General features: G+C 65.6%; 21 protein-coding genes and 1 pseudogene. 9 read left to right on the plus strand and 13 right to left on the minus strand.

Annotated features, from left to right (window positions below; all coding sequences use genetic code 11):
• Positions 1 to 329: 329 nt before the first annotated feature.
• From AZH51_RS18335 to mobF, 3 genes are all read right to left on the minus strand, one after another.
• On the minus strand, positions 330 to 2,060 hold the full coding sequence (locus AZH51_RS18335; RefSeq protein WP_291526307.1) for a P-loop NTPase fold protein: 1,731 nt from the start codon (positions 2,058 to 2,060) through the stop codon (positions 330 to 332).
• Positions 2,057 to 2,908 carry a TIGR02391 family protein gene (locus AZH51_RS18340; RefSeq protein ID WP_231895001.1) on the minus strand — a complete coding sequence of 284 codons (852 nt, stop codon included), beginning with the start codon at positions 2,906 to 2,908 and terminating at the stop codon, positions 2,057 to 2,059. The genes AZH51_RS18335 and AZH51_RS18340 overlap by 4 nt, the downstream gene beginning before the upstream one ends.
• A 158-nt stretch (positions 2,909 to 3,066) precedes the next feature.
• Positions 3,067 to 6,678, minus strand: a complete 3,612-nt coding sequence (gene mobF / locus AZH51_RS18345; RefSeq protein ID WP_291526316.1) for a MobF family relaxase — start codon at positions 6,676 to 6,678, stop codon at positions 3,067 to 3,069.
• 236 nt (positions 6,679 to 6,914) lie between these two features.
• Between mobF and AZH51_RS18350 the strand changes: the two genes are divergently transcribed.
• From AZH51_RS18350 to AZH51_RS18360, 3 genes and pseudogenes are all read left to right on the plus strand, one after another.
• Complete coding sequence (locus AZH51_RS18350) at positions 6,915 to 7,109, plus strand: hypothetical protein (protein ID WP_291526308.1); 195 nt, start codon at positions 6,915 to 6,917, stop codon at positions 7,107 to 7,109.
• A 24-nt stretch (positions 7,110 to 7,133) separates the two neighbouring features.
• Positions 7,134 to 7,328: pseudogene (locus AZH51_RS18355) on the plus strand (DNA cytosine methyltransferase); the annotation flags it as partial.
• A gap of 43 nt (positions 7,329 to 7,371) precedes the next feature.
• Positions 7,372 to 7,866 carry a hypothetical protein gene (locus tag AZH51_RS18360; protein WP_291526309.1) on the plus strand — a complete coding sequence of 165 codons (495 nt, stop codon included), beginning with the start codon at positions 7,372 to 7,374 and terminating at the stop codon, positions 7,864 to 7,866.
• A 180-nt stretch (positions 7,867 to 8,046) separates the two neighbouring features.
• Here AZH51_RS18360 and AZH51_RS18365 read toward each other — a convergent pair whose 3' ends face one another.
• Positions 8,047 to 8,373 (minus strand): hypothetical protein, encoded by a 327-nt coding sequence (locus AZH51_RS18365; protein WP_100810824.1) that lies wholly within the window; start codon positions 8,371 to 8,373, stop codon positions 8,047 to 8,049.
• A gap of 120 nt (positions 8,374 to 8,493) precedes the next feature.
• Here AZH51_RS18365 and AZH51_RS18370 point away from each other — a divergent pair, with 120 nt between their 5' ends.
• The 4 genes from AZH51_RS18370 (at position 8,494) to AZH51_RS18385 (ending at position 12,005) form a co-directional block, all read left to right on the plus strand.
• Positions 8,494 to 8,853, plus strand: a complete 360-nt coding sequence (locus tag AZH51_RS18370) for a helix-turn-helix transcriptional regulator (RefSeq protein WP_026926287.1) — start codon at positions 8,494 to 8,496, stop codon at positions 8,851 to 8,853.
• Complete coding sequence (locus tag AZH51_RS18375; RefSeq protein ID WP_100810823.1) at positions 8,850 to 10,754, plus strand: cation-translocating P-type ATPase; 1,905 nt, start codon at positions 8,850 to 8,852, stop codon at positions 10,752 to 10,754. Before AZH51_RS18370 ends, AZH51_RS18375 begins: the two co-directional genes overlap by 4 nt.
• Positions 10,751 to 11,326, plus strand: a complete 576-nt coding sequence (locus AZH51_RS18380) for a signal peptidase II (RefSeq protein WP_291526310.1) — start codon at positions 10,751 to 10,753, stop codon at positions 11,324 to 11,326. Before AZH51_RS18375 ends, AZH51_RS18380 begins: the two co-directional genes overlap by 4 nt.
• A gap of 76 nt (positions 11,327 to 11,402) precedes the next feature.
• Complete coding sequence (locus tag AZH51_RS18385) at positions 11,403 to 12,005, plus strand: cadmium resistance transporter (RefSeq protein ID WP_100810821.1); 603 nt, start codon at positions 11,403 to 11,405, stop codon at positions 12,003 to 12,005.
• Between the two features lie 222 nt (positions 12,006 to 12,227).
• Here the strand turns inward: AZH51_RS18385 and merA are convergent, their stop codons facing one another.
• On the minus strand, positions 12,228 to 13,607 hold the full coding sequence (merA, locus tag AZH51_RS18390) for a mercury(II) reductase (RefSeq protein WP_291526317.1): 1,380 nt from the start codon (positions 13,605 to 13,607) through the stop codon (positions 12,228 to 12,230).
• 95 nt (positions 13,608 to 13,702) lie between these two features.
• Here merA and AZH51_RS18395 point away from each other — a divergent pair, with 95 nt between their 5' ends.
• The gene (locus AZH51_RS18395) at positions 13,703 to 14,092 is read left to right on the plus strand and encodes a heavy metal-responsive transcriptional regulator (RefSeq protein ID WP_073186157.1); all 390 of its coding nucleotides are present in this window, start codon (positions 13,703 to 13,705) and stop codon (positions 14,090 to 14,092) included.
• A gap of 287 nt (positions 14,093 to 14,379) precedes the next feature.
• Here AZH51_RS18395 and AZH51_RS18400 read toward each other — a convergent pair whose 3' ends face one another.
• The 8 genes from AZH51_RS18400 to AZH51_RS18435 form a co-directional block, all read right to left on the minus strand.
• Positions 14,380 to 16,950, minus strand: coding sequence for a DEAD/DEAH box helicase family protein (locus AZH51_RS18400; RefSeq protein ID WP_026926281.1), 2,571 nt, complete (start codon positions 16,948 to 16,950; stop codon positions 14,380 to 14,382).
• On the minus strand, positions 16,947 to 18,614 hold the full coding sequence (locus AZH51_RS18405; RefSeq protein ID WP_291526311.1) for an Eco57I restriction-modification methylase domain-containing protein: 1,668 nt from the start codon (positions 18,612 to 18,614) through the stop codon (positions 16,947 to 16,949). Before AZH51_RS18405 ends, AZH51_RS18400 begins: the two co-directional genes overlap by 4 nt.
• Positions 18,611 to 19,255 carry an N-6 DNA methylase gene (locus AZH51_RS18410; RefSeq protein ID WP_291526318.1) on the minus strand — a complete coding sequence of 215 codons (645 nt, stop codon included), beginning with the start codon at positions 19,253 to 19,255 and terminating at the stop codon, positions 18,611 to 18,613. Before AZH51_RS18410 ends, AZH51_RS18405 begins: the two co-directional genes overlap by 4 nt.
• Positions 19,256 to 19,257: 2 nt before the next feature.
• Entirely contained in the window at positions 19,258 to 19,512 is a 255-nt protein-coding gene (locus AZH51_RS18415) for a helix-turn-helix domain-containing protein (RefSeq protein WP_034717430.1), read from the minus strand.
• Positions 19,513 to 19,647: 135 nt separating this feature from the next.
• Positions 19,648 to 20,784, minus strand: a complete 1,137-nt coding sequence (locus tag AZH51_RS18420; RefSeq protein WP_291526312.1) for an alpha/beta fold hydrolase — start codon at positions 20,782 to 20,784, stop codon at positions 19,648 to 19,650.
• Positions 20,781 to 21,791, minus strand: coding sequence for an MAB_1171c family putative transporter (locus tag AZH51_RS18425; RefSeq protein WP_034717434.1), 1,011 nt, complete (start codon positions 21,789 to 21,791; stop codon positions 20,781 to 20,783). Before AZH51_RS18425 ends, AZH51_RS18420 begins: the two co-directional genes overlap by 4 nt.
• Positions 21,788 to 22,252 carry a hypothetical protein gene (locus AZH51_RS18430; RefSeq protein ID WP_291526313.1) on the minus strand — a complete coding sequence of 155 codons (465 nt, stop codon included), beginning with the start codon at positions 22,250 to 22,252 and terminating at the stop codon, positions 21,788 to 21,790. Before AZH51_RS18430 ends, AZH51_RS18425 begins: the two co-directional genes overlap by 4 nt.
• 59 nt (positions 22,253 to 22,311) lie before the next feature.
• Positions 22,312 to 22,743: a hypothetical protein gene (locus tag AZH51_RS18435; protein ID WP_291526314.1), complete on the minus strand. Its 432-nt coding sequence runs from the start codon at positions 22,741 to 22,743 to the stop codon at positions 22,312 to 22,314.
• A gap of 310 nt (positions 22,744 to 23,053) precedes the next feature.
• On the opposite strand from AZH51_RS18435, the gene AZH51_RS18440 reads away from it, so the two are divergent.
• Positions 23,054 to 23,577: ArdC family protein (locus AZH51_RS18440; RefSeq protein ID WP_291526315.1), on the plus strand; the 524-nt coding region annotated here is incomplete at its 3' end.

Raw genomic sequence — 23,577 nt, forward strand, 5'->3', positions numbered from 1 at the left:
TTGTCGATTCGTCGGCAGCGTCAGATTTGGATAAGAGACAGCCTCCTGAAGCACCCCCGCCGCCTGACGAGCCCCCGCCGCCTCCTCGGCCACCACCGCGACGCGGCAGGGTATCCGACAGTGCGAACGACGGGACAGAGGGACGGCGCGCATCGGGGTCCTCGCCAATCAGAGCTCCAGCGATTGCAGAGAGGAGTGCGTCGTAAGCCGGGTCGCCATCGATTCCCGGGGCGTCATTACTCGGTGCATCAGTGGACTGGCCCCCCAATGAGGTCCATTCGTCACGTACCTGATCCCAAGCGGCGGCGCCACTCCCGCCAAACGCTCCATTAGTGCCCATTGGTGCTCTTTATCTCCATCTTGGCCGCTTGTGCCACCATGTCGTCTATGCCGTCTTCGGTGGCAAGTCGTTGGAGGATCGGCTGGTACTGAGCTTTCAGTGTGGCGCCGTTCATGTTGACTACCGTTCCCGTGGTCAGCCGACGGAGTAGTTCGCCGGCGGCCTCGATGACGAGTTCGACGAGGCTGGGTGTCTTGTCGGCCCACTGGATTGTCATCTCGAACAAGACGTCGAGGTCGTCGAGTCGTCGGCCTTGCCTGAGGCTCAGCTCCATCGCTGCTCGCTGTTCGGCTTCACCGAGCGCAGTCAGCTCGACGAGTGCTGCTTCGCGAGCTGCGGTACCCGTGCCAAGGAGGTCCGTGACGAGACGGATCACTGTGTCACTTGTGTCCTCGCCAGCGCGGACGTTTAGGAGCGATGCGGCGAGGTCCAGGTAGAGGCTTAGGTCAAGCTCCGCGAGCGATGGTTCGCTCGCCGCCCAGTGGTGGGTGTCTTCGCCGATTTTGTCTGGGCGGGTCACACCGTCCTCACCGTGCGCCCACCCTTCCCATGCGGTAAGTAGCGCAGTCCTCTCAGGTCTCGGAGTTGCGGCCAACGTCTCGAAGGAGGATCGGTGGAGGTCCTCCAGTAGCAACATCTTCATGAGAACTGCGGGAGCGATGGAGACCTTCCGGGAGTGAGCCACCATCGACCGCACCCCGAAGGCGTTGAGGAAGCGCTTGATTTGACGAGGGTTGGCCAATCGGTCGGCGGACAGCCCTTCGGCCAACTGGGCAGCCAAGCTCAGGCTCTCCTCGCTCGGCTTCGGGCTTAGCTTGCCAAGGTCTCCCAGCAGCGGCGATAGACCCAGTTGACGGCGACTGGAACAGTGGTTTGCGAGTGCTTCGATCTCGTCTGGGGTTGCTCCCTCGGTTTGAGTGAGCAGCAGGCCGATGTATGCCTCGGCGTCGGCTGTTGCCAACCTCGGTAGGGTCACTGGAAGTTGAACGATCTTCTCTAGATAGCGGGTGGCAAAAGCCCCGCTGCGGTTGGTCTCGCCGAGGCTGACCGCGATGGAGTCCCGGACCATCTCTTGGTCGGCAGCCACGACGAACACCATCTTGGGCACAGCGAGGAACAGCTTGATTCCTTCGAGTGTTGCCATGACGGCAGGAGGCAGGCAACGGTCCAGATCGTCAACCATCACGACTACTCGATCAACGTCTGGTAGCCCGCCTATGAGCTTGCCGAAGGAGTCCTTGAATCCGCTCATGGACTTGTCATCCGAGCGTGCCTTCGGGGTGAACGCGTCAATCAACTCGTCCGGTTTCCACTGCATGGTGAGGGCGCCCTTGCCAAGGGTGAGCCCAACGCGGGTCCAGCTGATGCGCTTCAGGAGGTCCGCGACGCGATCCTTCACGGTGCTATCCGCTTGGAATGCGGCCCCAAGTTGGTCGAGCACTTCGGCAATCAGTGAGCCGCGTACGTCATCGTGGTTGTCGTACTGCCAAGGGTCCGTTCGTATGACGGCGTACCGCCCCGCGGCTTCCAAGCGACTCTCTAGAAGATTGAGCACCGTGGACTTGCCGCCGCCCCAGGGGCTGTGAACGCCGATCGCGAGCGGATCGACGTTGGCCGTACCGATCGCCTTCACGATTGGGTCGACGACAGCGTCAAATCCGAGGAAGTCGTCGAGGCTAGGGTTGTCGTCCCAGAGCCGCAGTGTCGCGGAGTCAGTCATGGCGTTGGCTCCTCGCTGGTCAGCCGCTTCACGGCGTCGAGTTGACGATGGACATAGGAGAAGAGGGAGAAGGCGTCGTAGAAGTCAGCGAGCTCTTCGTCAATCAGGATTCTGTTGGAGTGCGCTCGCGGGTTTCGAAAGTGCCCGTGGATGCCTACCAGCAGGTTCTTAAATCCTCGGTGCGCACTGATCTCGGATTCCGATCCGTGACCATTGATCGACCAGATGGGTCGTTCGCGATTGGTGCCGAACACCCCGTCGTAGAGCGTTGCGCCGTCGCCGGCGAGCCCTGTTATCGCCCGGACCCTGGCCGGGATGCTCTTCGACGCCTCAGACATCGCGTGGAACAGCGAGCGATTGACAAGTTCCTCATCGCAATAGCGGAGCAGTTCGGAGTGACAGCCGCGACGCTTCAGCTCGGTCTGAAGACGCCCCGCGAGCGCTGCCCCTTCCTCGATTGTGGATGCCTTCTTCCCCGTCACGAGCTTGCCGGTCTCGTTGATCGAATAGCCATAGAACACGAGGAACTCATTGAGCCGATCGCGCAGATCGTTGAACCGGTTCGGCTGAGTCACGTACCTGCCTGGACTCATGGCCCTGGCGATGAAGGCACCGACAACGTTGCCTGCCTGCTGTCGGGCCTGAACATTGTGCAGAGTGACGTACAGACTCTCGCGCTTGTTCGCGCCAGTCTCCCGCTGATCGACTCGAACCATGCGAAGAAGGGAGTCGATCTCTGAACCTGTGAGGCCAGGAAAGTCCGTCTGCGCGAGCACATCACACACGCCCTTGACCATCTCCGTGGGGAACGGCGGTATCTTCTTGGGTCTCTGAGTGGTGGTCGTCACCGAGCGTCCCTGTTCTCAGGCGACCGACCAGAGTGCTGCGCCTAGTGAGTAGTTGTCATGACGCCTCAATGGTCCCACGCTCCTCCAGGTCGGCGGAGGCGACGCACCGACACCGAGCAAGCTCGTCGACCTTCGACGGTCGGGTCTCGATGGCGAGGTCAGAGACTCCTAGGTGCATCGCGCTGCACTGAAGTGGCGGAGGCGATCATGCTCTCCACGCCCCCAACTTGTCTGCGCATTCCTTCGTAGGCGGATCGCGCTCGCGCGGCGTCGATCTTCTGGGCGGCCGACTCGGGCGGAGCACCGAGAGGTGCGTCGTCGGTGATGCGGTAGCGGTCTCGGTAGGCGGCGACCGCGCGGGCGGCCTTGCGCCAGGTGGCGGCTCGTCGCCGGTCGTTCGGCTGCGCTCCAAGAGCGTCCGTCCACGGCGCGTTCTCGGCGAGCGCAGCTTCGAGCGCGGCATCGGCGCGCGCCTCGATCAGCTCCTCTCGCTCGTCGAGCGCCGCGTACATCTCGGGGTCGATGACTCCGTGCGCCTGTGGGATGAGGCCGGCGATGAGTCGCGGTGGCTTGCGAGTCCTGCCCGAGCCTGCGGGCCGGGCGGTCGCCCGTTCGACCCGGTAGTGGAGTACGGCGGCGATGTCGTCGGCGTCGTCGAACCCGCGCGCTGCGACGAGGCGTGGCAGCAGTGCGTCGACGTTGTGATGGTTGGCCTCGGCGCGTCGGAGTTCGGCCGTGAGCGGGCCGAACGCTTCGGACTCGATGGCGTTCTCGGCCTGTTCGTCGGTGAGTCCGGAGCCGCGGATGAGGGTTGCCCAGCGGTCGTGTTGGGCTGCGGCGGCGATGGTCTCGTACTCGGCGGCGAGCTGGGCGATCGAGCCCCACTGTTCCTGTTCGGCCACGACGGTCTCGTGCGCCGAGAGTTCGGCTCCGCTGTGCCGTAGAACGCCGTAGAGCACGCTTCGCGCGGTGGCATGCGGGTCGTCACCAGGGTGCGGCTGGGCATGGTCGTCTGCGCGGTCGAGAGTCACGTAAGCGTGGTTCGAGCGCCGTCCTCGGGTCATCGCGACGTAGAAGGTCTCTCTCGTCGAGGTCGGTTCGACCAACACGTGTGCGGTGTCGGTCGTGACACCTTGCGCTCGGTAGGCGGTGACTGCGTAGCCGAGATCGACATGCTCGGCCACGTACGAGGCTGGGAGGACGATGCTGCCGCCGAACCTGCTCCTTCGCTTCCGAGCCCTGCTGGTGCCGTCGTCGCGAACAACGGTGCCGGTTCCGTAGTCGCGTGCGATGGTGATGGTCCCGTCGTCGCCGACGGCGGTGATGGTCCAGATGTCGCCGTTGCGCACCCAGTCCCGCCCGGCCAGGGTGCGCAGTTCGCGCTTGTTCTGTCGCGTGATGATGGTGTCGCCGACGCCTGCGGCGGTGCCGTCGCGCAGCTCGACTTCGCGGTCGGGGTTCAGCGTCTTGTTGAGGATCAGGTCGGCGCGGGCGCGACGGTTCAGCGTGGTCACGTCTTCGTGGGTTTCGGCGATCAGCACCGAGACGAGTCCGGCGTCGCGGTCGGCGCGCCAGGCGTTGTAGGCGGCGTCGGTCATGGCCTCGGAGTCGCCGTCGGTGATGCGCTCGTGGGCGAGGTAGGTGTCGATAGCCGCCGTGCGTCCGTGACGTAGCTCGAGTGAGGCGGTCTTCTCCCAGGTATGGGTGAAGCGGTGGACGTCGACCAGTTCGGGGGTGTCGGCCCGGTCTCTGGCGATCATTGCGAAAGCGCCGCCGGCGTCCACGGATTGCAGTTGGGCGTAGTCGCCGACCAGCAGCACCTTCGCGCCCGCTTCCTGGGCGAGGTGGGTGATGCGGTCCAGTGACAGGGTGCCGGCGAGGGAGGCTTCGTCGATGACGACGAGCTGACCCGCCTCGAAGGTGGTGCCGTGGAGGAGGTGGTTCTGCCACCACTTCGCCGTGTTCTCAGTCTCGATCCCGAGATCGTCGGCGAGGACCTGGGCGGCAACCGCTGACGGGGCCAGGCCGACGACCGAGCCGGGGCCGTGCTCGGCTTCCCAAGCGCGACGGAGCGCATTCATGGCGGTGGTCTTGCCCGCCCCGGCGGGACCGACAAGCACGTCGAGCACCCGTCCCGACACCGCGATGCGGGCCAAGGCGTCGGCTTGGTCGTCGCCGAGCATCAGGCCGTCCGCGTCGGGTCTGGCGGTGATCTTCTCGGCCGTGGCAAGCGGCACCGTCGGCCCGGCCAGGTTGGCAGCTCGTTCGAGGAGTCTGTCCTCGGCAGCAAGCTGGGACTCGGAGGTGAACACGGTAGAGCTCTTCGGACGGAACACTGAGGTGCCGTCAGGCCGACGGAACACGACCGGCGAGGCCGCGAGTTCGGGCGGGGTCAACCGAAGCGAGACGAGCTCGGCGGCGTCGGTGACCATCGCGACGATGGCTTCCCGATCCTGCATGGTGGCGAATCGCCAACCCATTGTCTGCCGGGATGCCTCGGCCATGAGATTCCACCGTCGCCAGGTCGAGCGCTTCTCGCCGACCACCTCGACGACTGAACGCCCAATCTCGCCGATCACGTCGAGCGGCACGTCGTCGGCGCGCAGCAGGAGCGGTTTGTCGTTGTCGGTCATCTCGCGTGCCCACGTCGTCGCGTCCCGATCGAGGGTCTTGGACGCGCGATCCCGCCACTCAGCGGTCAGGTCAGCCAAGGATCGGACCTGCTTCTCAGGCCTCGTAGCCAGCGTGGCCTGGGCTCGCAGTTTGAGGATCATCGCGTTCGATGGTTGGTGTCCGTGCTGGGCAACGTACTCGGCGATGAGCCGGTTCTTCTCGGCGTCGATGTGGCGAGCGCGGGTGGAGAACTCCGCGACCAGTTCCTCCGGCACGCCGGTGATAGCCCACGCTGGGTTCCGGTCCCGCCCCATCTCGCGGGCCTCCCACGAGACGCCGAAGGTGCGCGTCATGTGGTCGGCGAACGCAGCTTCGTGCAGTTCGGAGAGCGCGACGACGGCGGCGTGCATCGGTCTGCCGTCGAGCGATCGCCATTTCCCATCGAGGACGGTCTTGGCCTTGTTGCTGATGACGACGTGCGTGTGGAGGTGGGGGTCGCCGGCGCGGGAGTCGAAGTGATCGAAGGCGGTTGCGATGAGCCCGGTGACATCGACCTGTGCAACCGCGCCGTCACCGGCGGTTGCACCCGTGCGTGTGGCTGCAACCTCGCGCTCCATGAACGCAACCACCTCCGCAACCGCTCGATGATGCGCCTCCGCGATCAGCGCTTGGACCCCGGCGTCGGCAACCGCCCACAACACGCTCGCGGACTTCGGGATCGAGAAGGTGAAGTCGAAACCCGCCACCGCACGGCGTGTGCTGCGGGCAGTCTCCTCGGCAACTATCTGCGCGACAGCCTCACCCTTGGCCCCAGGTGTCATCGTCGACTCAAGGCCTGCGATCCGTGCCTCGATCCGCTCGTTCTGGCTCTTGTACGTCGCGAAGCCCAAGCCGAGTTTGTCGCCGGTGATTGGATCACAGCCCGTGCCCATCAGGAGCTGGAGCTGGTCTCCTGATACTCGGTCGCCCACCTGAATCTCGCCCTTGCCGAGGGCCGCTACACCCGCGCCAAGCCAGCGACCAGGCGGGGTGCCCTCCTCCATGTAGTAACGAGTGAGCGGCGTCGAGAGCGGCCGGTTGCCGTCGGCGGCCACGACCGTCTTGAGCAGGTACTTGTAGCCATCACCCGCCGACATCACGCGCATCGAAACCGTCATGCTCACCTCCGCTCCTGCCGGGCAGGTGAGCATCCGCACCCGGTGACTTCTACGGCGGTAATGCCCGGATCAACCTCGACCTGCAAGACGCGTGTGACCTCGGATGGCGGTCAGAGCGAAGGCCGGAGATGGGGGCGTCGGGCGGTGTCGCTCGCGTGGCTCGACGAGCTGCGGGCGTGCCGGAGTTGTGCACCTGACAGTTGGCCAGCTCGGCATCAGTGCTCAACGAGGCACGGATGCCGGGGACGACCTTCACCGGAGCAGACTTTATGCACGACCTCGACATCAGCGGCGAACCACGACTCAGGATCGGGTCGCTGTTCAGCGGCTACGGCGGCCTCGACCTCGCCGTCGAGCACGTATTCAACGCCACGACCGTGTGGTTCTCCGAACTCAACGCGCCCGTCGCCCGCGTCTTCTCGCACCACTGACCCGAAGCTCCGAATCTTGGCGACATCACGGCCATCGACTGGAGTCAGGTCGAGCCCGTGGACATCCTCATCGGCGGATTCCCGTGCCAAGACGTTTCCACGGTAGGCAAGCGCGCCGGCCTTGCTCCGGGTACGCGCTCGGGTCTCTGGGCGCACATGGCCGTAGCCATCGACGCGCTCCAGCCCGAATGGGTCGTCATCGAGAACGTCCGCGGGCTGCTGTCCTCACCCGCGACGCGGCCATCCGCAGAAGGAGATAACCATGACCGACGCAACCCAGGCGATGCATCCCCCGACGGCGCAACCCTTCGCAACGTGGAACCCGACCCGTGGCATCTGGGAGACTACGCAACTCGACCTCTTCGGGCTCTCGGCGCCGTTCTCGGCGATCTGGCCGACTTGCGGCTGGATGCAGGATGGATCGGCTTACCGGCTTCCCTTGTCGGCGCTCCTCACCAACGCTTCCGCATCTTCGCCCTCGCCCGGCGCACTGTTCCGCACCCCGCTGGCGACGGACTCATCGCGCGGTGGAGAGACTCTCGACCAGGTGCGAGCGAGACGAGGGACGATTGCGCTGTCGCACCAGATCATCGACTTCGCCCTCCACGGACCGGGTGGCTCATCGAACAGGAGAGCCGAATCGGAGACGCTGTGGTCGCTGATCGACGGACTGTTCAGCGATGGGGACGCTACGCCGACGCCATCACTCGTTGGGAACACATCACCGGGCGACCCGCGCAAGCGCCAGCCCTCCTGAACGACGCCGACGGCCCCCGCCCAGCACCGGCATTCGTCGAATGGCTCATGGGCCTGCCGACTGGATGGGTCACCGATAGCGGCGACCTGACGCAGAATCAACAGATCACCGCCCTCGGCAACGGAGTGCTACCCCTCCAGGCTGTGTCCGCGCTGTCACTGCTCGCCGCGTGAACGTGGGCTACGCGAGAGCGGCGTCCTCCGGTGCTCCCGGTGTCGTTCCCAGAGCGGCGAGCAGGCGGACCCGGACTCGCTGCTTGCGCTGCTCGAAGAACGAGGTGAAGTCGGCCAAGTCGAGCGGAAGGCCGTCGAGGTCGTCCTCGGCAAGGTACGTAGCTCGCTTGTTCTCGCTCGGGAAGGCGGTGTCCATCCACTCCGCAGGCAGTCCATCCTGCTTCTCGATGTTGGCGGCCCCACCCAGCAACTGAAGGTTCGGCAGCAGGCATGCGGCGGCCAAGTAGTCGTCGACCTTAATCGAGCGGGACGCCGGCACCGAGGAACGGGACATATTCTCCACGACGGATCTTCGAGCACTTCGCCACGCTCGCTGGTAGGGAGCTGTCAACTGACTCGCCGCTCGTGAGGACACCTGGCGCCGAATATACATCGTACAGTGTATAGTCATCGTATGCTGACTATTTCCGATCGACTCGACGTGATGAACCGGCTCGGCCGAGCTATGGCCGACCCGACCCGCTCCCGCATTCTGCTGACCCTGCTGGCCGGGCCGAGCTACCCGGCGGTGCTGTCCCGCGAGCTGGGGTTGTCGCGCTCGAACGTGTCGAACCATCTGACATGCCTGCGCGGGTGCGGGATCGTGGTGGCCGAGCCCGAGGGCCGACAGACCCGCTACGAGGTGGCAGACCCGCACCTGGCCCGCGCGCTGACGGCGCTGGTGGATGTCACGCTTGCGGTCGACGAGAGCGTGCCGTGCATGGACCCGGACTGCGGGGTCGAGGGTTGCCAGGCGGGGGAGGTGCGGGCGTGAGCGCGGTCACAGGTTCGCAGGTCGAGCACGTCGACCTCGACGACCACGATGATGACGATGACCGGCCGTGGTATCGGAGCCCGAGCGTTCTGATCCCGATCGCCTCCGGCGTCGCGTTCGCCGCCGGCCTGGTGTGCGAGTGGACCGGCGCGGAGACCGCGGGCCTGGTGCTGTTCTGGATCGGCCTGCTGCTGGGCGCTTACACGTTCGTGCCGGGCGCGCTGCGCAAGCTGTTCACCAAGGGCAAGTTCGGCATCGGGCTGCTGATGACGATCAGCGCGACCGGCGCGGTGATCCTCGGCTACGTCGAGGAGGCCGCCGCGCTGGCATTCCTGTACTCCATTGCGGAGGCGCTGGAGGACAAGGCGATGGACCGCGCCCGCGCAGGGTTGCGGGCGCTGTTGAAGCTCGTGCCCGACACCGCACTCGTCAAGCGCGGCGACGCCACCGCCGAGGTCGAGGCGAAGGAGCTGCGCGTCGGGGATGTCCTGGTGGTCCGGCCGGGCGAACGGATCGCCACCGACGGCACCGTGCGGGCCGGGCGAAGCAGCCTGGACACGTCCGCGATCACGGGTGAATCGATCCCGGTCGAGGTCGAACCGGGCACCGACGTCTCGGCCGGGTCAATCAACACCACCGGCGTGCTCGAGGTCGAGGCCACCGCCGCCGGCACCGACAACTCGCTCACCACCATCGTGGAGCTGGTCGAGCAGGCGCAGGCCGAGAAGGGCGACCGTGCCCGCCTGGCCGACCGGATCGCCCGCCCGCTGGTGCCCGGCGTGATGATCCTCGCCGTGCTGGTCGGCGTGCTTGGGTCGCTGTTGAGCGGCGACCCTGAGCTGTGGATCACCCGCGCTCTGGTGGTGCTGGTCGCAGCCTCGCCGTGCGCGCTGGCGATCGCCGTCCCGGTCACCGTTGTTTCCGCGATCGGCGCGGCGTCGAAGTTCGGTGTGGTCGTGAAGTCCGGGGCCGCGTTCGAGCGGTTCGGCGGCATCCGCCACCTCGCCGTCGACAAGACCGGCACGCTGACCCGCAACGAGCCCACGGTGACCCGCGTCGTCACCACCGGCGCGACCGAGAATGAGGTGCTGGCGTGGGCGGCGAGCCTGGAAGGTCACAGCACGCACCCGCTGGCCGCCGCGATCACGAAGGCCGTCCCCGACGCCCCGACCGCGCACGACGTCACCGAGACCGCCGGGCGCGGCATCACCGGCACGCTCGGTAGTGCCCGTCTCGCCGTCGGTAGCCCCCGCTGGCTGGATGCCGGATCACTGGCCGACCAGGTGCGGGCGATGGAGTCCGAGGGGATGACCGTCGTCATCGTGCACCGAGGCGACCAGCCGGCCGGGGCGATCGGGGTGCGTGACGAACTGCGCCCAGAGGTTCCCGAGGTCATCGCCACGCTGAACCGCCGCGGGATCGGGGTGACGATGCTCACCGGCGACAACGCCCGCACCGCCGCAGCGCTGGCCGACCAGGCCGGCATCAGGGACGTGCGCGCCGAGCTGCGCCCCGAGGACAAGGCCACCGCCGTCGCGAAGTTGTCGAAGTCTCAGCCCACTGCCATGATCGGGGACGGCATCAACGACGCTCCCGCGCTGGCGGCCGCGGATGTGGGGATCGCTATGGGAGCCAAGGGCGCCGATGCTGCGATCGAGTCGGCCGACGTCGCGTTCACCGGCCACGACCTGCGCCTCATCCCACAGGCCCTCGCCCACGCCCGCCGCGGCCGCAACATCATCAACCAGAACGTCGTGTTGTCGATCGCGATCATCGTGGCGCTGCTGCCGCTCGCGATCACCGGAGTCCTCGGGCTCGCCGCGGTCGTGCTTGTACACGAGGTCGCTGAAGTCGTCGTCATCCTCAACGGGCTCCGCGCGGCGCGGCGCACGAAGGCATGACCGATCCCCTTGACGGCTCCGCTCCCTCCCCGGGAAAAGCGGATGCCGTGGAAGCGAGTTCTGCCGGCCCGGCGGCGGCGCGCGTCCGGCTCCGCTGGTTCCTGCTCGCGTGCGCCGTCGCCGCCGGCGCGGTGCTGATCGACCAAGGCAGCAAGGCACTCGCCCTCGCTCAGCTCAGCTCAGCGAGGATGACCGCAATCCCGCTCTTGGGAGACTGGCTCGGCTTACAGCTCGCGTTCAACCCCGGCACCGTCATGTCCTTAGGGTCCGATTCAGCGTGGCTGCTCACCGTCATCGCGACCGCGGCGTCCATCGCCCTGCTCATCGCCGCCGCGCGCGCTCCATCGGCCGGGTGGGCGGTCGCGATCGGCCTGGTGTGGGGCGGCGCAGTCGGCAACCTCCTGGACCGGCTGTTCGCCCCTCCCGGATTCGGCCGCGGTCATGTCACCGACTTCCTCGCCTACGGCAACCTGTTCATCGGCAACCTTGCCGACGTCATCCTCGGTTTCGGCGTCGCCCTGGGCGTACTGCTTTACCTCCGAGGCCCAAACCACACCAGGAACGGACAATGATGGTCGCAGAGTATCAACGGCACGCGGCTGCCGGAACCGCTGGGTCGCCAGGCGGCTGTAACGCGGCGGTGGGCGCATGATCCTGTCCTCCGTCCTGCAGGCGATCGGCCTATTCATCGCCACGAACATCGATGACATCATCGTGCTCTCCTTGTTCTTCGCCCGAGGCGCGGGCCGGCGCGGGACCACCGCCCGAATCCTGGTCGGACAGTACCTCGGGTTCGCTGGCATCCTGGGCGCTTCCGTGCTGGTGACGCTCGGGGCGGGAGCGTTCCTGCCGCCGGAGGTCATCCCCTACTTCGGACTCATTCCGCTGGGGTTGGGACTTTGGGCTGCGTGGCAAGCCTGGCGCAACCGCGGTGCCGACGATGACGATGAGGCAAAGGTCGAGGGCAAGAAGGTTGGGGTGTGGACGGTGGCCGGGGTGACCTTCGCCAACGGCGGGGACAACATCGGCGTCTACGTCCCGGTCTTCCTCAGCGTGGGCCCAGCGGCCGTGGTGGCGTACTGCATCGTGTTCCTCGCCCTGGTCGCCGCCCTCGTCGGCCTGGGCAAGTTCGTCGCCACCCGCCGACCGATCGCCGAACTCCTGGAACGCTGGGAACACATCCTGTTCCCGATCGTGCTCATCGGCCTGGGCATCTTCATCCTCGTCAGTGGTGGTGCCTTCGGCCTCTGAACTCGTAGCCGACTGCGTAGATGGCAGCGTGCTGTGGTTGCTACCTGGCGGCTGAGTGTCCCGGTGCGCTCCGCGTGTGAGCGGCCCAGACGACGTGCTCGGCGCCGCTGCCTCAACTGAGCCCACGCTGACCGCGTAGGCGTCGATCACGCGGTCGGTGCCGGTGTTGAAGGCGTCGCGGATATCACTTGGATCACCACATCGCTGGGCCCGGCTCTTGTGTCAGGCGCAGCAGGAGGTGGGGAGTTCGTTGCGGAAGAGGTTCGCGGTGAGGCGGATGCCCTCGGCCATGGTGAGGTAGGGGGTCCAGGTGTCGGCGAGTTGGGTGACGGTGAATCCGGCGGTGATGGCGTAGGTTGCGGCGAGCATCATCTCCCCAGCGGTGTCGGCAAGGGCGTGGATACCGAGGACTTTGCCGGTGTCGGCGTCGGCGACGACCTTGATGCCGCCGCGGGTGTCGTGGTTGGCGATGGCCCTGGGCACGTCGGAAAGTCGTAGGAATCGGCAGGCGCACCGGTATCCGGCGGCGATGGCGTCGGCTTCGGTGACCCCGGCGGAGGCCAGCTGGGGTGAGGTGAACAGCACAGACGGCAACCCGGTGAAGTCGACTCGCTCGTCGTGACCCAGGGCGTTGTGCGCGGCGATCTTCCCGGTCCTCGCGGCGACGTACACGTACTGGGGCACGTCAGTGACGTCACCGGCGGCGAACACAGCCGGGTTCGTGGTCCGCTGCTGCTCGTCTACGATGACGAAGCCGCGCTCGTCGGTCGCGATACCCGCAGCGGGAAGGTTGAGCCCTTCGGTGCGCGGGGTGCGACCGGTGGCAACGAGGACACGTTCACCGGTCGCGTCCTTCCCGTTGCGGGTCGTCACCTGGACCAGGCCCTCGTGCTGGGTGATCGTGGCTGCGCGGTCGCCGATGACACTAATCCCCTCGGCCAGGAAGGCCTTGCGGAGCTCGGACGACAGTTCCGGTTCAGCGTGCGGGGCGAGCCGACCGATGACGGTGACCTCTACTCCGAGCCGGGCGAACAGCTGCGCCTGTTCCAGGCCGACGAAGCCACCGCCGATCACCACGAGCGACGCGGGCAGTTCCGTCAGTTCCATCGCTGTGGTCGACGTGAGATAATCGACCTGCTCAAGCCCGGGGATTGCCGGCACGTGCGGCTCGGCGCCGGTGGCGACCAGATACGACTTCGCGCGCACCGGTCGTCCATCCACGAGCAGGGTTCCAGCGTCTGTGAACGTTGCAGTGCCCGGGAGGATGTCAAACCCGTAGGCAGCGGCGATGTCGGCGTACTTGGTCTGGCGGAGCATCCCAACCAGATCATCCTTCTGCTCGATGAGCGCGCTGAGATCGACCATCCCAGCAGAGCTGGGGACGCCTGAGAACCGGTTCGTGAGGGCGGAGTGCCGGGTGTGCGCGGCCGCGAGAAGCGTCTTGGACGGCACACAACCCACGTTCACGCAGGTACCGCCGAGGGTTCCCGATTCGATGGCGACCACGCTGGCCCCCTCGAGGCGCGCGTGGATCGCTGCGGACATCGCCGCCCCGCCCGTCCCGATCACCACGAGATCAACCTCCGTGTGCCATGTCACGATGCCTCCTCCAGTTCGAACCGGCCACTCGTGCGGCCACTCCTGAAAGAATGGACCTTAAAGTATGCTTGAAGGTCAAGTCGGTGGCGGAGGTGACGATGCGGATCGGGGAACTCGCGGGGAAGGCGAAGACGAGGGCGTCCACGCTGCGGTACTACGAGGAGCGCGGGCTGCTCCAACCGCCGGAGCGCACCCCGGCTGGGTACCGCAACTACGGCGACGAGGCGGTGCAGCGGCTCGAATTCATCGACCGGGCCCGCGCAGCAGGGCTCACTCTCGCGCAAACCGCCGAGATCCTCGAAGTACGTGACGCGGGCGGGTCGCCGTGCGGTCATGTTCGAGACCTTCTCGACCGGCGACTGGTCGAGATCGACGAGCAGCTCGAGCAGCTCCGCCTGCTCCGTACCAGCGTCGCCGACCTACGCGCGAACGCAGCACAGACGCCGCCGGAGGTCTGCACACCCGAGTCGATCTGCCGGTACCTCTGACCAATCGGCTGAAGGGTCTTGCTGCCCGGAGGGAACCGTTGTCTTGTCCGCGTAAGGTTGTCGCGCTCGCGGTAGTTCGTCAGGAACTCGTAGAACGTGTACGACTGCGCGGTCGGGCTTGAAGTTCCAGAGCAGGAAGGAGCCGACGGGGTATCCGTGCCTCAGACAAATTCACGATGGATAGCTGGCATCAGATACTCGCGCTTGCGGATGGCGGTGAGCATCTCCTCGATGCTGCACGGGGTCTAGAAGTACATGCGGCTCTCTCGATTCGGGCTGACGGGTGGTCAGACTGCGGTCTCGTCGTTGACGGCGACGACGGTGTCGTAGAGGCCGTAGCGGCGCAGGCCCTTGTGGGACTCGATGCCGGTGTAGGACAAGGAGGAGTCCTCGTAGCGGCGGAAGGCGAAGACGGCCTGGTTCATATGGGTGGCGTTAAAGACGCCGAGATTCACGAGGAGGTGGAAGTCCTCGACGGTCAGTCCGGTGACGGTGCGGAACAAGCCGGGTTCGAGCTTGGTGATGACGTCGGTAAGAGTGTTCTCACGGAAGTCGGTCAGGTACATGAACGCAGGGACGCGGGTGGCGAACTTGACCAGCTTCTCCTGAATCTGCGTCCGCTTGGACTTGTACTCCTTCTCCTCCTCCGTCAACTCCTTCTTCTCCGCCGGAGTAATGTCGTCGCCCTTCTCCTTCTTCGCCTTCTTCACGGCGTCGCTCTTGTTCACGACGGTCTCGAAAATGTCGCTGCCGAGCGCGCGGAAGCCTTCGATGTTCATGACGGCGTTGAGGGCGTCGGGGTTGTTCATGATCTTGCGCAGGGTGTCGTTGTCGACGTTGACGAGGATTGCGGACTCCCACTTGCGGGCCAGGAGGGTCGCGGAGGTGCCCGACATGGCGATGTCGAGGATGCCGCCGGCATCGACCTGGGTCATATTCGACCCGTCGTACGCCAACACGGGCAGGAACTTCACGAGCTCCTCGACGGCTTGCTCAGGGTTCGGCGTCTCCGGCGAGAGACCGGCGCCGTAGTCGGCGATCTGACGCAGCGCGCGAGTGGGCGCGAAGTCGAACACGAAGCACACAGGCTTGAGGACTGCTTCGGCGCTCGGGTTGTCTCCGTCGGGATTCTTGATCGACCACGGTGACTGTACGCGGAACGCTGCCTGAAAGTAGGTCTCGGGTGAGTTGAGGTTGCGCAACATCAGGATCGAGGACCACTGCTTGACGGTGACGCCCGTGGTGAGCTTGCCGCACGACAGGGTGATCGTCTTGGTGTCGTGGCCGTCGCCGATCGCCGCCCGCACTGGCGGGAGAGCATCCAGCCCGATGCCCGCGCCGGGACCCGCGACGACGAGGACCTTGTAGTCGTGCCAGAACACGTTCTGCTTCTCCGCGAGCAGGTTCGACATTGCCTCGCAGGCAGCAACGTTGGGCAGGAACCAGAACGAGTGCTGAAGGTACGGCAGGAGTCGGACATCGGAGTACGGGAATGGCGGGCGGGTGCCCATCCGCATCGCGTCGACCTGGGTGGGAAGGTGAGCGCCGCGGACGAGATCGAGCCACTTCTGCACGTCGGTCTTGTGGGTGAACTCGGCGTCCTTACCGATGCCCTTTGCCTCGAAGAACTCGTTGAGGTCGAACTCGTCGAACTCTCCCTGATTCGCAACGGCAATCAACTCGTCAGGCATCTGGTACGTGAACAGACGCATCTCCGGGAGCGACCCGTACGGGTTCCAGGCGTCCGGTTGCGCGACGGCGTACTCGGCCTTGGCGCGCTGCTCATCGGTGTAGGTCCAGTTGAAGATTTGCTCCTCGATGAACTCACCGGTTGCCAGCGCCTTGAATGGCGTGCCCGACAGGTACAGGTAGGCGCGGGTGGTGATCGGCAGGAAGTCGTCCTCGTCGTTGCCGAGTTCGTCAAGCTCCTCGTCGAAGGCCACGAGGCCGTCGTTGTACTCCGCGGCCAGTTCCTTCTGCTTGACTTTCTCGTCCTCGCCCTCGAACAGCTCCTTGGCGGACTCTCGCCACGCACCGAAGTGGTATTCATCGAAGATGACGAGGTCCCAGTTGGTGGTGTGGACCCACTCGTTCTTCGCCTTGATGAGGCCGGTCTTCCGATCTCGCCCGAGCAGGTCCTGGAACGATCCGAAGTAGACCAGTGGCCGAGTCTTGTCCGCCTCATCTGGGCTGCCCCCGGTGGCCGAGGAGAGGTACTGCCAGCCGTCGAAGTCGGCGTGAGACTCCAGGTCGGTCTGCCAGGCGTCCTCCACTGCGGGCTTGAAGGTGACCACGAGGATGCGTTTGGCGCCGAGCCGCTTCGCGAGTTGGTAGGAGGCGAAGGTCTTCCCGAAGCGCATCTTGGCGTTCCACAGGAACCGTGGCACCGCGTGAGAGTCCTCGGCCCAGATGGACTTGTAGTAGCCCTCGGCCTTGTCCACGGCGCTGGCTTGCTCCGGGCGCATCGGAAACTTCTCATGATGGGTTCCACTGAGCTTCACGCCTGTGCGAAGCTCAGTGATCGCCGTGCGCACATCGTCTGGGGTGCACCACATCCACTCTCGCGCTGAGCCGAAGATCGGGTTCTCGAAGCCCTTGTCGATCAGCCGTTGGCGCACATCTGAGTCGCGAAACACCGTCCCGTCGCCTCGTTCGGCGAGCTCATCAACGTGCAGCGTGTATGCCTGCTGCATCTGCCCCTGAGACTCGCGGATGCGCGCGTTCACATCCGCCTTCGTCGTCTGGCCCACCTTGAGAAGCCCCGCGTAGCCGACTGGTGGGTCGTTCGGCGACCATGCGTAGATTCGCAGTCGCGCCTCGGGCTTCTTGGGGAGGAGTTCGTCAATCTCCCGCTTCACTCGTCCGCCTCCATCGGGCGAACGATCCGCTCGACGAAGTCGATCTCGTCTTCCGAGAGTCCGTACTTCTCGTAAAGATCATGATCGTTCCAGTCTCGCGTCCAATCCTGGGTCGGAACGAAGGCATAGACCTTCCGCGTGGTGTCTTGCGAGGGCTTGTGAAGGAGGATGAGAAAGCGCGTCAGACGGCAGCGGAGGTACGACAGCGCGCTCTCCGCCTCTCCTCGTGTATCGAAGGTTCCGATGCAGAGGTACGTCTCGGAGGAGATGCTCCCGCTCTCGCCAAGGAAGGGAGTGCTGATGATCCGATGGGGATAGGTGTCCTTATTTCCCGTGCCGGGCGCGGCGCGGCCAACGTAAACCTTCCAGCCATCGATGAGGTGAGCGCCCGAAGGGATCGATGCTCGGTCCACATACCCAGTCCCACCGTTCTGGTAGATGAGCACGTCGCCAGGCGCCTTTGACGCTCTGCCCTTGAACGTGGTCTCAAATCCAAAGGGCTTACGGGAGCTGACCAGCCTTTCGAAGCGCTTGCTCTCCGGCAGTGCCAGCGAGTGCTCCTGCCCGGTCTCGACGGCAATCACCTTGCGCAAGATTGACAGAGCCTCGTTGAACCGGATGAAGACATCCGCGCCTGGTTCGAGCAAAGAGCGAGTGGCCGTGGTCGTCGGCCAATCCTTGAAGTGGGTGGTGACCTCGCAGAGTCCGGGGTGGTCGCGATCCCAGAGGAAGTAGCACACCCCGCCCTTTAGTCCGACGCCTGGGAACACGTCCGAAGCGCTCAGGTAATCGTTGATTGCCCGCACGCGGCTGTCGGTCAGCATTGACTCCCTGAACTCATCGAGGCCTTTTCCTCCCGCAAACCAACGCGAGGGAACGACCATGGACAAGAAACGCGGGTCGAGTTTCTTGGCCTGCTCTACGAAGAGTTGATAGATCGGGGCGGCGCTGGTCCCATGACCGCCGTCGCTGAGCTGGTAGGGCGGGTTGCCGATGATGACGTCGAACTGCATGGTGTCTCCGAACAGCTCCGCGATGCGGGCTTTGATGTCGTCGGTGTGGATGAAGGCGTAGGCGTGAGTCTCAAGGTCGTCACCACGGGCGTAGTCATCCTCGCCTGCGCCGCAGTAGATGCACTTGCGGTTGGTATAGACGGCGACTTCCTCGCTGGTCAGTGGATCAGCACGGAACTCCCGCTTCCCGCCGCCCCAGGTGTGCTCGGTGCGCTCGAACCAGATGTTGCCGTCCTCGGTCGTGAATGACCTAGCGATCGAGTGCGGGCCGTTGGCGAACTTCGAGCAGTAGACGCTCCGGCGCGCGAGCAGCGCCGTGAGCTGGGTGATCCCGATGCCGAACACTTGGTGGGTGAGGATGTGATCGACGCGTTCGGTGAGGTCGGGGATCGTCAGGATCAGGCCGTCGGTGAGTCGGCGCACGATCTCGCGGAGGAACACACCAGACTTGGTGAACGGATCGAGGAACGTGACATCGGGGTTGGCCCAGATGTCGGCGCCGTCGTTGGCGTCTGCCCACGCGGCGGCAAGCGTGTCGAGCATCTGGTTCGCGAACTCCGGCGGGGTGAAGACCTCATCGTTGGAGAGGTTCGCGATGCAGGTCAAGACATCCGGGTTGTGCCCTCGGAGAGTGAAAGGTGCAAGGGTCACGCGGCGGCCTCGGCGATCTGAATGACGGTCATCGTCGGGTAAGTCTGCGCGGGGACGAACAGGTCCTCGTCATCGAGCTCGCCGAATAGGGTTCCCTCGTACGAGGCGCGCTGAGTGAGGTCGTCGTAGCGAAAGTCGCGCCTCTGGAACTTGCCTTTGCCGAGGTAGCCCCACTCAGGAAAGGTGATCGGCTGGCCGCTTGGCACGGTCATGGTCAAGGCATCGCCCTGGACGATGTTCACGGTGAGAACCGCGCGGGCCGCTCGTGCCCACTGGTCATCGTTGCCGATACCCAAGAACGTGTTGAACACCTCGGCGAGATTGTGACGGCACTCTTCGGCGTTGTCTGCGAGCAGTTCGATGCCGTACGTGCACATCAGCGCGAACAATGCGTAGTGGCGCTTCTCGAACTCGCTCTTGCCGTGCCGAAGCTCGACCGTGGCGAGCTTGCGAGCCAGGACGGAGATGAGGAAGTTGCCCGAGCCGCAGGCGGGTTCGAGCACGCGGGAGTCGATCCGCTCAGACTCGTGCTTAACAAGGTCGAGCATGTCCTCGACTATCCACGCCGGCGTGAACACCTCGCCGTGGTCCGCAACGCGTTGCTTGGACTTCACCAAGCGCTGGGCGTCTTTCAGGTTCATCTTCACCCCTCCCCGTGCTCGTCGTTGTCATGAGCGTAGGAGCGACCACCGACACCGGGATGGGCTACGGGGAGCTCTTGGTCACTGGCCGCCGCACCCGCACGCACCCAGTCGTCGATCTCGCTCGCTTGGAACTTCCAGAGGCGTCCGACCTTGTGGGCGGGCATGGCCTTCTCGGCGATCCAGGTGTAGACGGTGTCTTTGGTGACCCCGAGGTGGGCGGCGATGTCGTCTGCGGACAGCCACGGCTCAGCCACGTTGGTCCTTCCTCGCTCAATGGCCCAGGCAGGCCAACACCTACGATGATACCGGCTGAGGTACGGCTTGAGTTGGGTTTCTCCGGGCCTGGCCGAACGAGACGGGTTTCGAGAGTGGCCGCTGCGTTCTGCCGATCAGCGTGGGATGCGCACCTTGAGCCAGGCGGTCACTGTGTTCTGCCAGCGGTCCAGATCGCTGTTCCAGCAGAGGGTGTGGCCGGCATCGAAGGTCTCAAGCTCGACGAGGTCCGGGCAAGCGTTTCGGAGTGCTTGTGAGAGCCGGATCGGCACGGAGTCGTCTCGGGTGCCGTGGAGGATCAGGGTCGGCGTGTCGAGCTCTACGGCTCGGGATGTCCAGTCGAAGGTGGGAAGTGGGATGCGTCCCAGCAGGCCGACTGTGCGTGCCAGTGGGCCGAGGGTGAGCCACGGGATCGCGAGGTGCCCGGCTACTGAGGGCCATCCGCTGCGGGCGCAGTTGGACTTGATGACTTCGGTCCAGTTGAGGACTGGGGAGTCGAGTACGAGCGCGGCGATCAGTCCCTGATGTCGCGGGTGGTCGGCGAGTTGGAGAGCGACAGCGGCACCCATCGACCAGCCGAACAGGACAATCTGCTGCGCTCCGCGTCGGACGGCGTATCCGATGGCCTCGTCAACGTCGCTCGTCTCTGCGTAGCCGAAGGTCGTCCGGCCGGTGCCAACTCGCGGCCCTTCTGCTGTGTTGAGGTAGCTGACGACGAGGGAGGTGTAGCCGAGTTCGGTTGCGGCGAGGACGCCGCGGAGGGTGCCGGCGCGGGTGCTGCCGAGGCCGTGGATGTGGATGGCCCAGATCGCGAGGTCGCCGTCGATGCGCCAGGCCGGGCACGGTCCTGCGGGGGTCGTGATGGTGATGTCGCGTGTGTGGAGTCCGGCGTCGGCTGGGGTGGCGTAGTAGATGCCGCTCCAGGAGGCGCAATCGCCGGTCTTCGGAGTGAAACCCGATGTGGTGCCCGTGATCCTGCGAGCGACGCGGGTGGGTCCTCGATCGACGGTATCTGCGGAGAGCTGCGCCCAGCCGCCGTGCTCGAACCAGAGATTGTAGATGCCTGGCGCGGTGGCCTGGTCGGTGCGGTCGAGCACGATCAGGTCGCCGTCGTCGGCGTGCTCGACGCCTCGAACGGTGAGGTCGAATATTCGTGGGCCGACGGGTGCGGTGAGCCGCCGCGCGATGGCCCAGCCGACGCCGGCAGCCGCTGCCGCCGCGGCCCCAGCGCCGAGAGCGATGCGGCCTATCACGACTCCCGCTCCTCGACGTAGGGAACGGGCGGGGTCGTCGCGAGGGCGCTGTCGCTTCCGACGAGGTGGCTCTCGGCGCGTTCGAGCAGGTCGCGGTCGTCGGTGCTGATGTCGAAGGTGATGCGGGGGTCGATCATCGCGTCGCGGATTTCGACGATCACTCGGTGGAGGTGCCCTTCGGGGTCTTCGCTACTGGCGGCGAGGGGGTCGGCCTGGCTCAGCCCGGGCCGTGCGCGCGTCGCCTGGTGCCAAAGCGACTCCAGCTGCGCTGTGAGGGCGACCGTCTGCCTCTGCCGGGCGTGGTGCTGAGCGCGACGGACGGCAGGCTGGATCGCGAACCCGGCACAGAGGAACACGAAGGTCAGGACGGAGAGCGGATCGTAGGCGGACTGGACAGTGTGCATGAGGTCGAGGTGGCCGGTGGCGTGGGCGATGTCCATGACGATCACGGCGAGGCAGAGCGCGACGCCGAACGCCGACCCCAGGCTCAACAGTGCCGCGGGGAGGTGCTGGATTCCGGTGCTGTGCCGGTACTGCCTTATGGCGAGGACGAGCATCGCCACGACAATGACGAGGCAGTAGGTGAAGTTGATGATCGAGTAGACCGCCGCCGCTGGCTGTGCGCCGAGGTCGATCATGAATCGTGTGGTAGTGGTGCCGCGGTCGATGAGCAGGAACGATGCGGTGATCGCGAGCAGCGCGACAAGCAGGACGGGGATGCTGACGGCGGCTCGGACGAGCCTGGGCGGGTACTCGCCGGTCTTCATGACGCCGCGGCCGAGGAAGAACAGCCCGGTCATCAGGAGCGCGTCCGCGATCAGGGTGGCGAGGTTGGTGCCACCGAGCAGTCGATCGACCGCGCTGTAGGCGGCATCCACGTTGAGCGTCATCGCGATGGCGATGGTGAGGGCGGCGTAGGTGATGCTTCGGTCGGTGCGTTTGCGGCGGAAGATGAGCAGGCTCGCCACGAGCGCCCACATGAGCGTTGCGACGAGCGTCTGGATCATCCAAATATCTCCGAGTATCTGGACTCTGCGAACACCGATCCTCGGATGCCTGCGGCGAGCCGGTCGGCGAGGGACTCGGCGGCGATCTCGGTTTCGCTGTCGAGGTCTTGCCGCCTGAGCAGGCGACCTCTGGTGTATGGCGGGATATTGGGCAGCAGCGCCTCGTCGACGGTGCAGTCATCGCCTTCGCCGTGGCCAAGGATCACGTGGGCGAGCTCGTGAAGCACGAACTGCTGGCGATGCAGCGCGGAGTCGCTGCGGGCGTGAAGTACGACGTCTTCGGCATCGGTGGAGAGCCAGAGCGCGCAGAGGCCATCGTGGGTGTCGAGGCCGGCGAGTTCGACGACGCGGAGCCTACGGTGCCGCCGGTCTTGGACGGTGTGGAGGAGATCGTCAAGGGCGAAGGTGTTGCCGAGCTCAAGGCCCGCAACGGCCGCCGATACGGTCTGTTCGATGTTCACGGTTCGCCCCTTCTCTGTAGGGAGCAGGGACCGGTGGCGGCTCCGTCGCGCGGTACCGGTCAGTGCTCGGGCATGTGTGTCATTTCCTCGTCCAGGAACTTGGTGATGGCGTGGAGTGCTTTCGGCGAGATATCGCCGAGAGTGCGGGCAGCGTAGGACTTCACCTTCGCGGCACGCATGGACCGAACCAGGTCGAGCTGCGCAGAGACCTTCTCCGGAGTGGCAGCACCGTCCTCACCGAGCAGGAACGCGGCGTCCACGTCGAAGAACTCCGCGAGACCCTCGAACACGGCGGGGTCTTGGACGTAGCGGTGGCCGTTGACCATGTACGTCCAGCGCGACCGCGACAGGTTGGTGCCTCGCTCTTGGAGGTAGTCGGCGATCTGCGAGTAGGTCGGCTCGGTGCCGGACTCGGCGACGGCGACGTCCATCAGCAGCCGCAGACGTTTGGCGAGGTCTTCGGCCGCAGCCTGACTCTCGTCTTCGGTCATGGCGGTGACCCCCTTCCCTTCGCGACGGGCAAGGCATCGATGTAGTCCACCCGAAGGGTGGTTGTGCATACTCAACCGTACTCGTTGAGCATGCACAAATCAAGGCTTGCGCATGCTCAACGGTCAGTGTTAGAACAGGACTCCGGGACATTTTGAGCATGCTCAATGCTCGGTTCCAGCCTCGGCTCGGGCTGCCTCAAGGAGGTGAACGATGTCCAGCTCACCGTTCGGGTGCGGGTGTTCGCGCCTCCCTGCCAGGTGTACCGCCGCGCGCAACCTTGGCGCGGCCCGCCGAAGAGGAGGCCGGAGCATGGCATCGAACGAGGACGCCCGCGCGGCAAGGGAAGCGAAGCTCGACGAGCTGCACGAGAAGCTGACCGGCGCGGTCGAGTCGCTGGTCTCGGGTGACGACTGGCGGCAAGCGCTCGCCTTCGCGGCGCGGTTCAGGTCGCGGTCGTTCAACAACTCGATGTTGATCTGGGTGCAGCACGGGGCGGCGTTCGAGGCGGGCCGTGTGCCGGAGCCCTTCCCGACTCTGGTTGCCGGATACCGGCAGTGGCAGGGCCTCGGGCGGCAGGTGATGAAGGGCCAGCCCGGCTACATGATCTTCGCGCCCGTGACGGGCCGGTTCGCTACCGCGACTCCTGCCGATGCGGGTTCGTGGCGTCGGCTCGGTCCGCGGGAGAAGCCGAAGGCCGGCGAGGTGGTGCGCTCGCGAATGGTCGGAGCGCGACCGGCCTACGTGTGGGATGCGTCCCAGACCGACGGCGAACCGCTGCCGGTCCCGCCCGCTCCGGCGCTGCTGGAAGGTGAAGCGCCGTCGGGGCTGTGGGA

The sequence above is a fragment of the Branchiibius sp. NY16-3462-2 genome (genome assembly GCF_001594145.1).
Lineage (GTDB): Bacteria > Actinomycetota > Actinomycetes > Actinomycetales > Dermatophilaceae > Branchiibius.

Bases quoted from the DNA above. Each gene is read 5' to 3' on its own strand.
- AZH51_RS18335 (WP_291526307.1), bottom strand. From the start codon at position 2,060: ATGACTGACTCCGCGACACTGCGGCTCTGGGACGACAACCCTAGCCTC.
- AZH51_RS18360 (WP_291526309.1), top strand. From the start codon at position 7,372: ATGACCGACGCAACCCAGGCGATGCATCCCCCGACGGCGCAACCCTTC.
- AZH51_RS18385 (WP_100810821.1), top strand. From the start codon at position 11,403: ATGATCCTGTCCTCCGTCCTGCAGGCGATCGGCCTATTCATCGCCACG.
- AZH51_RS18395 (WP_073186157.1), top strand. From the start codon at position 13,703: ATGCGGATCGGGGAACTCGCGGGGAAGGCGAAGACGAGGGCGTCCACG.
- AZH51_RS18365 (WP_100810824.1), bottom strand. From the start codon at position 8,373: ATGTCCCGTTCCTCGGTGCCGGCGTCCCGCTCGATTAAGGTCGACGAC.
- AZH51_RS18425 (WP_034717434.1), bottom strand. From the start codon at position 21,791: ATGATCCAGACGCTCGTCGCAACGCTCATGTGGGCGCTCGTGGCGAGC.
- AZH51_RS18350 (WP_291526308.1), top strand. From the start codon at position 6,915: ATGCCGGGGACGACCTTCACCGGAGCAGACTTTATGCACGACCTCGAC.
- AZH51_RS18435 (WP_291526314.1), bottom strand. From the start codon at position 22,743: ATGACCGAAGACGAGAGTCAGGCTGCGGCCGAAGACCTCGCCAAACGT.
- AZH51_RS18380 (WP_291526310.1), top strand. From the start codon at position 10,751: ATGACCGATCCCCTTGACGGCTCCGCTCCCTCCCCGGGAAAAGCGGAT.
- mobF (WP_291526316.1), bottom strand. From the start codon at position 6,678: ATGACGGTTTCGATGCGCGTGATGTCGGCGGGTGATGGCTACAAGTAC.
- AZH51_RS18370 (WP_026926287.1), top strand. From the start codon at position 8,494: ATGCTGACTATTTCCGATCGACTCGACGTGATGAACCGGCTCGGCCGA.
- AZH51_RS18410 (WP_291526318.1), bottom strand. From the start codon at position 19,255: ATGAACCTGAAAGACGCCCAGCGCTTGGTGAAGTCCAAGCAACGCGTT.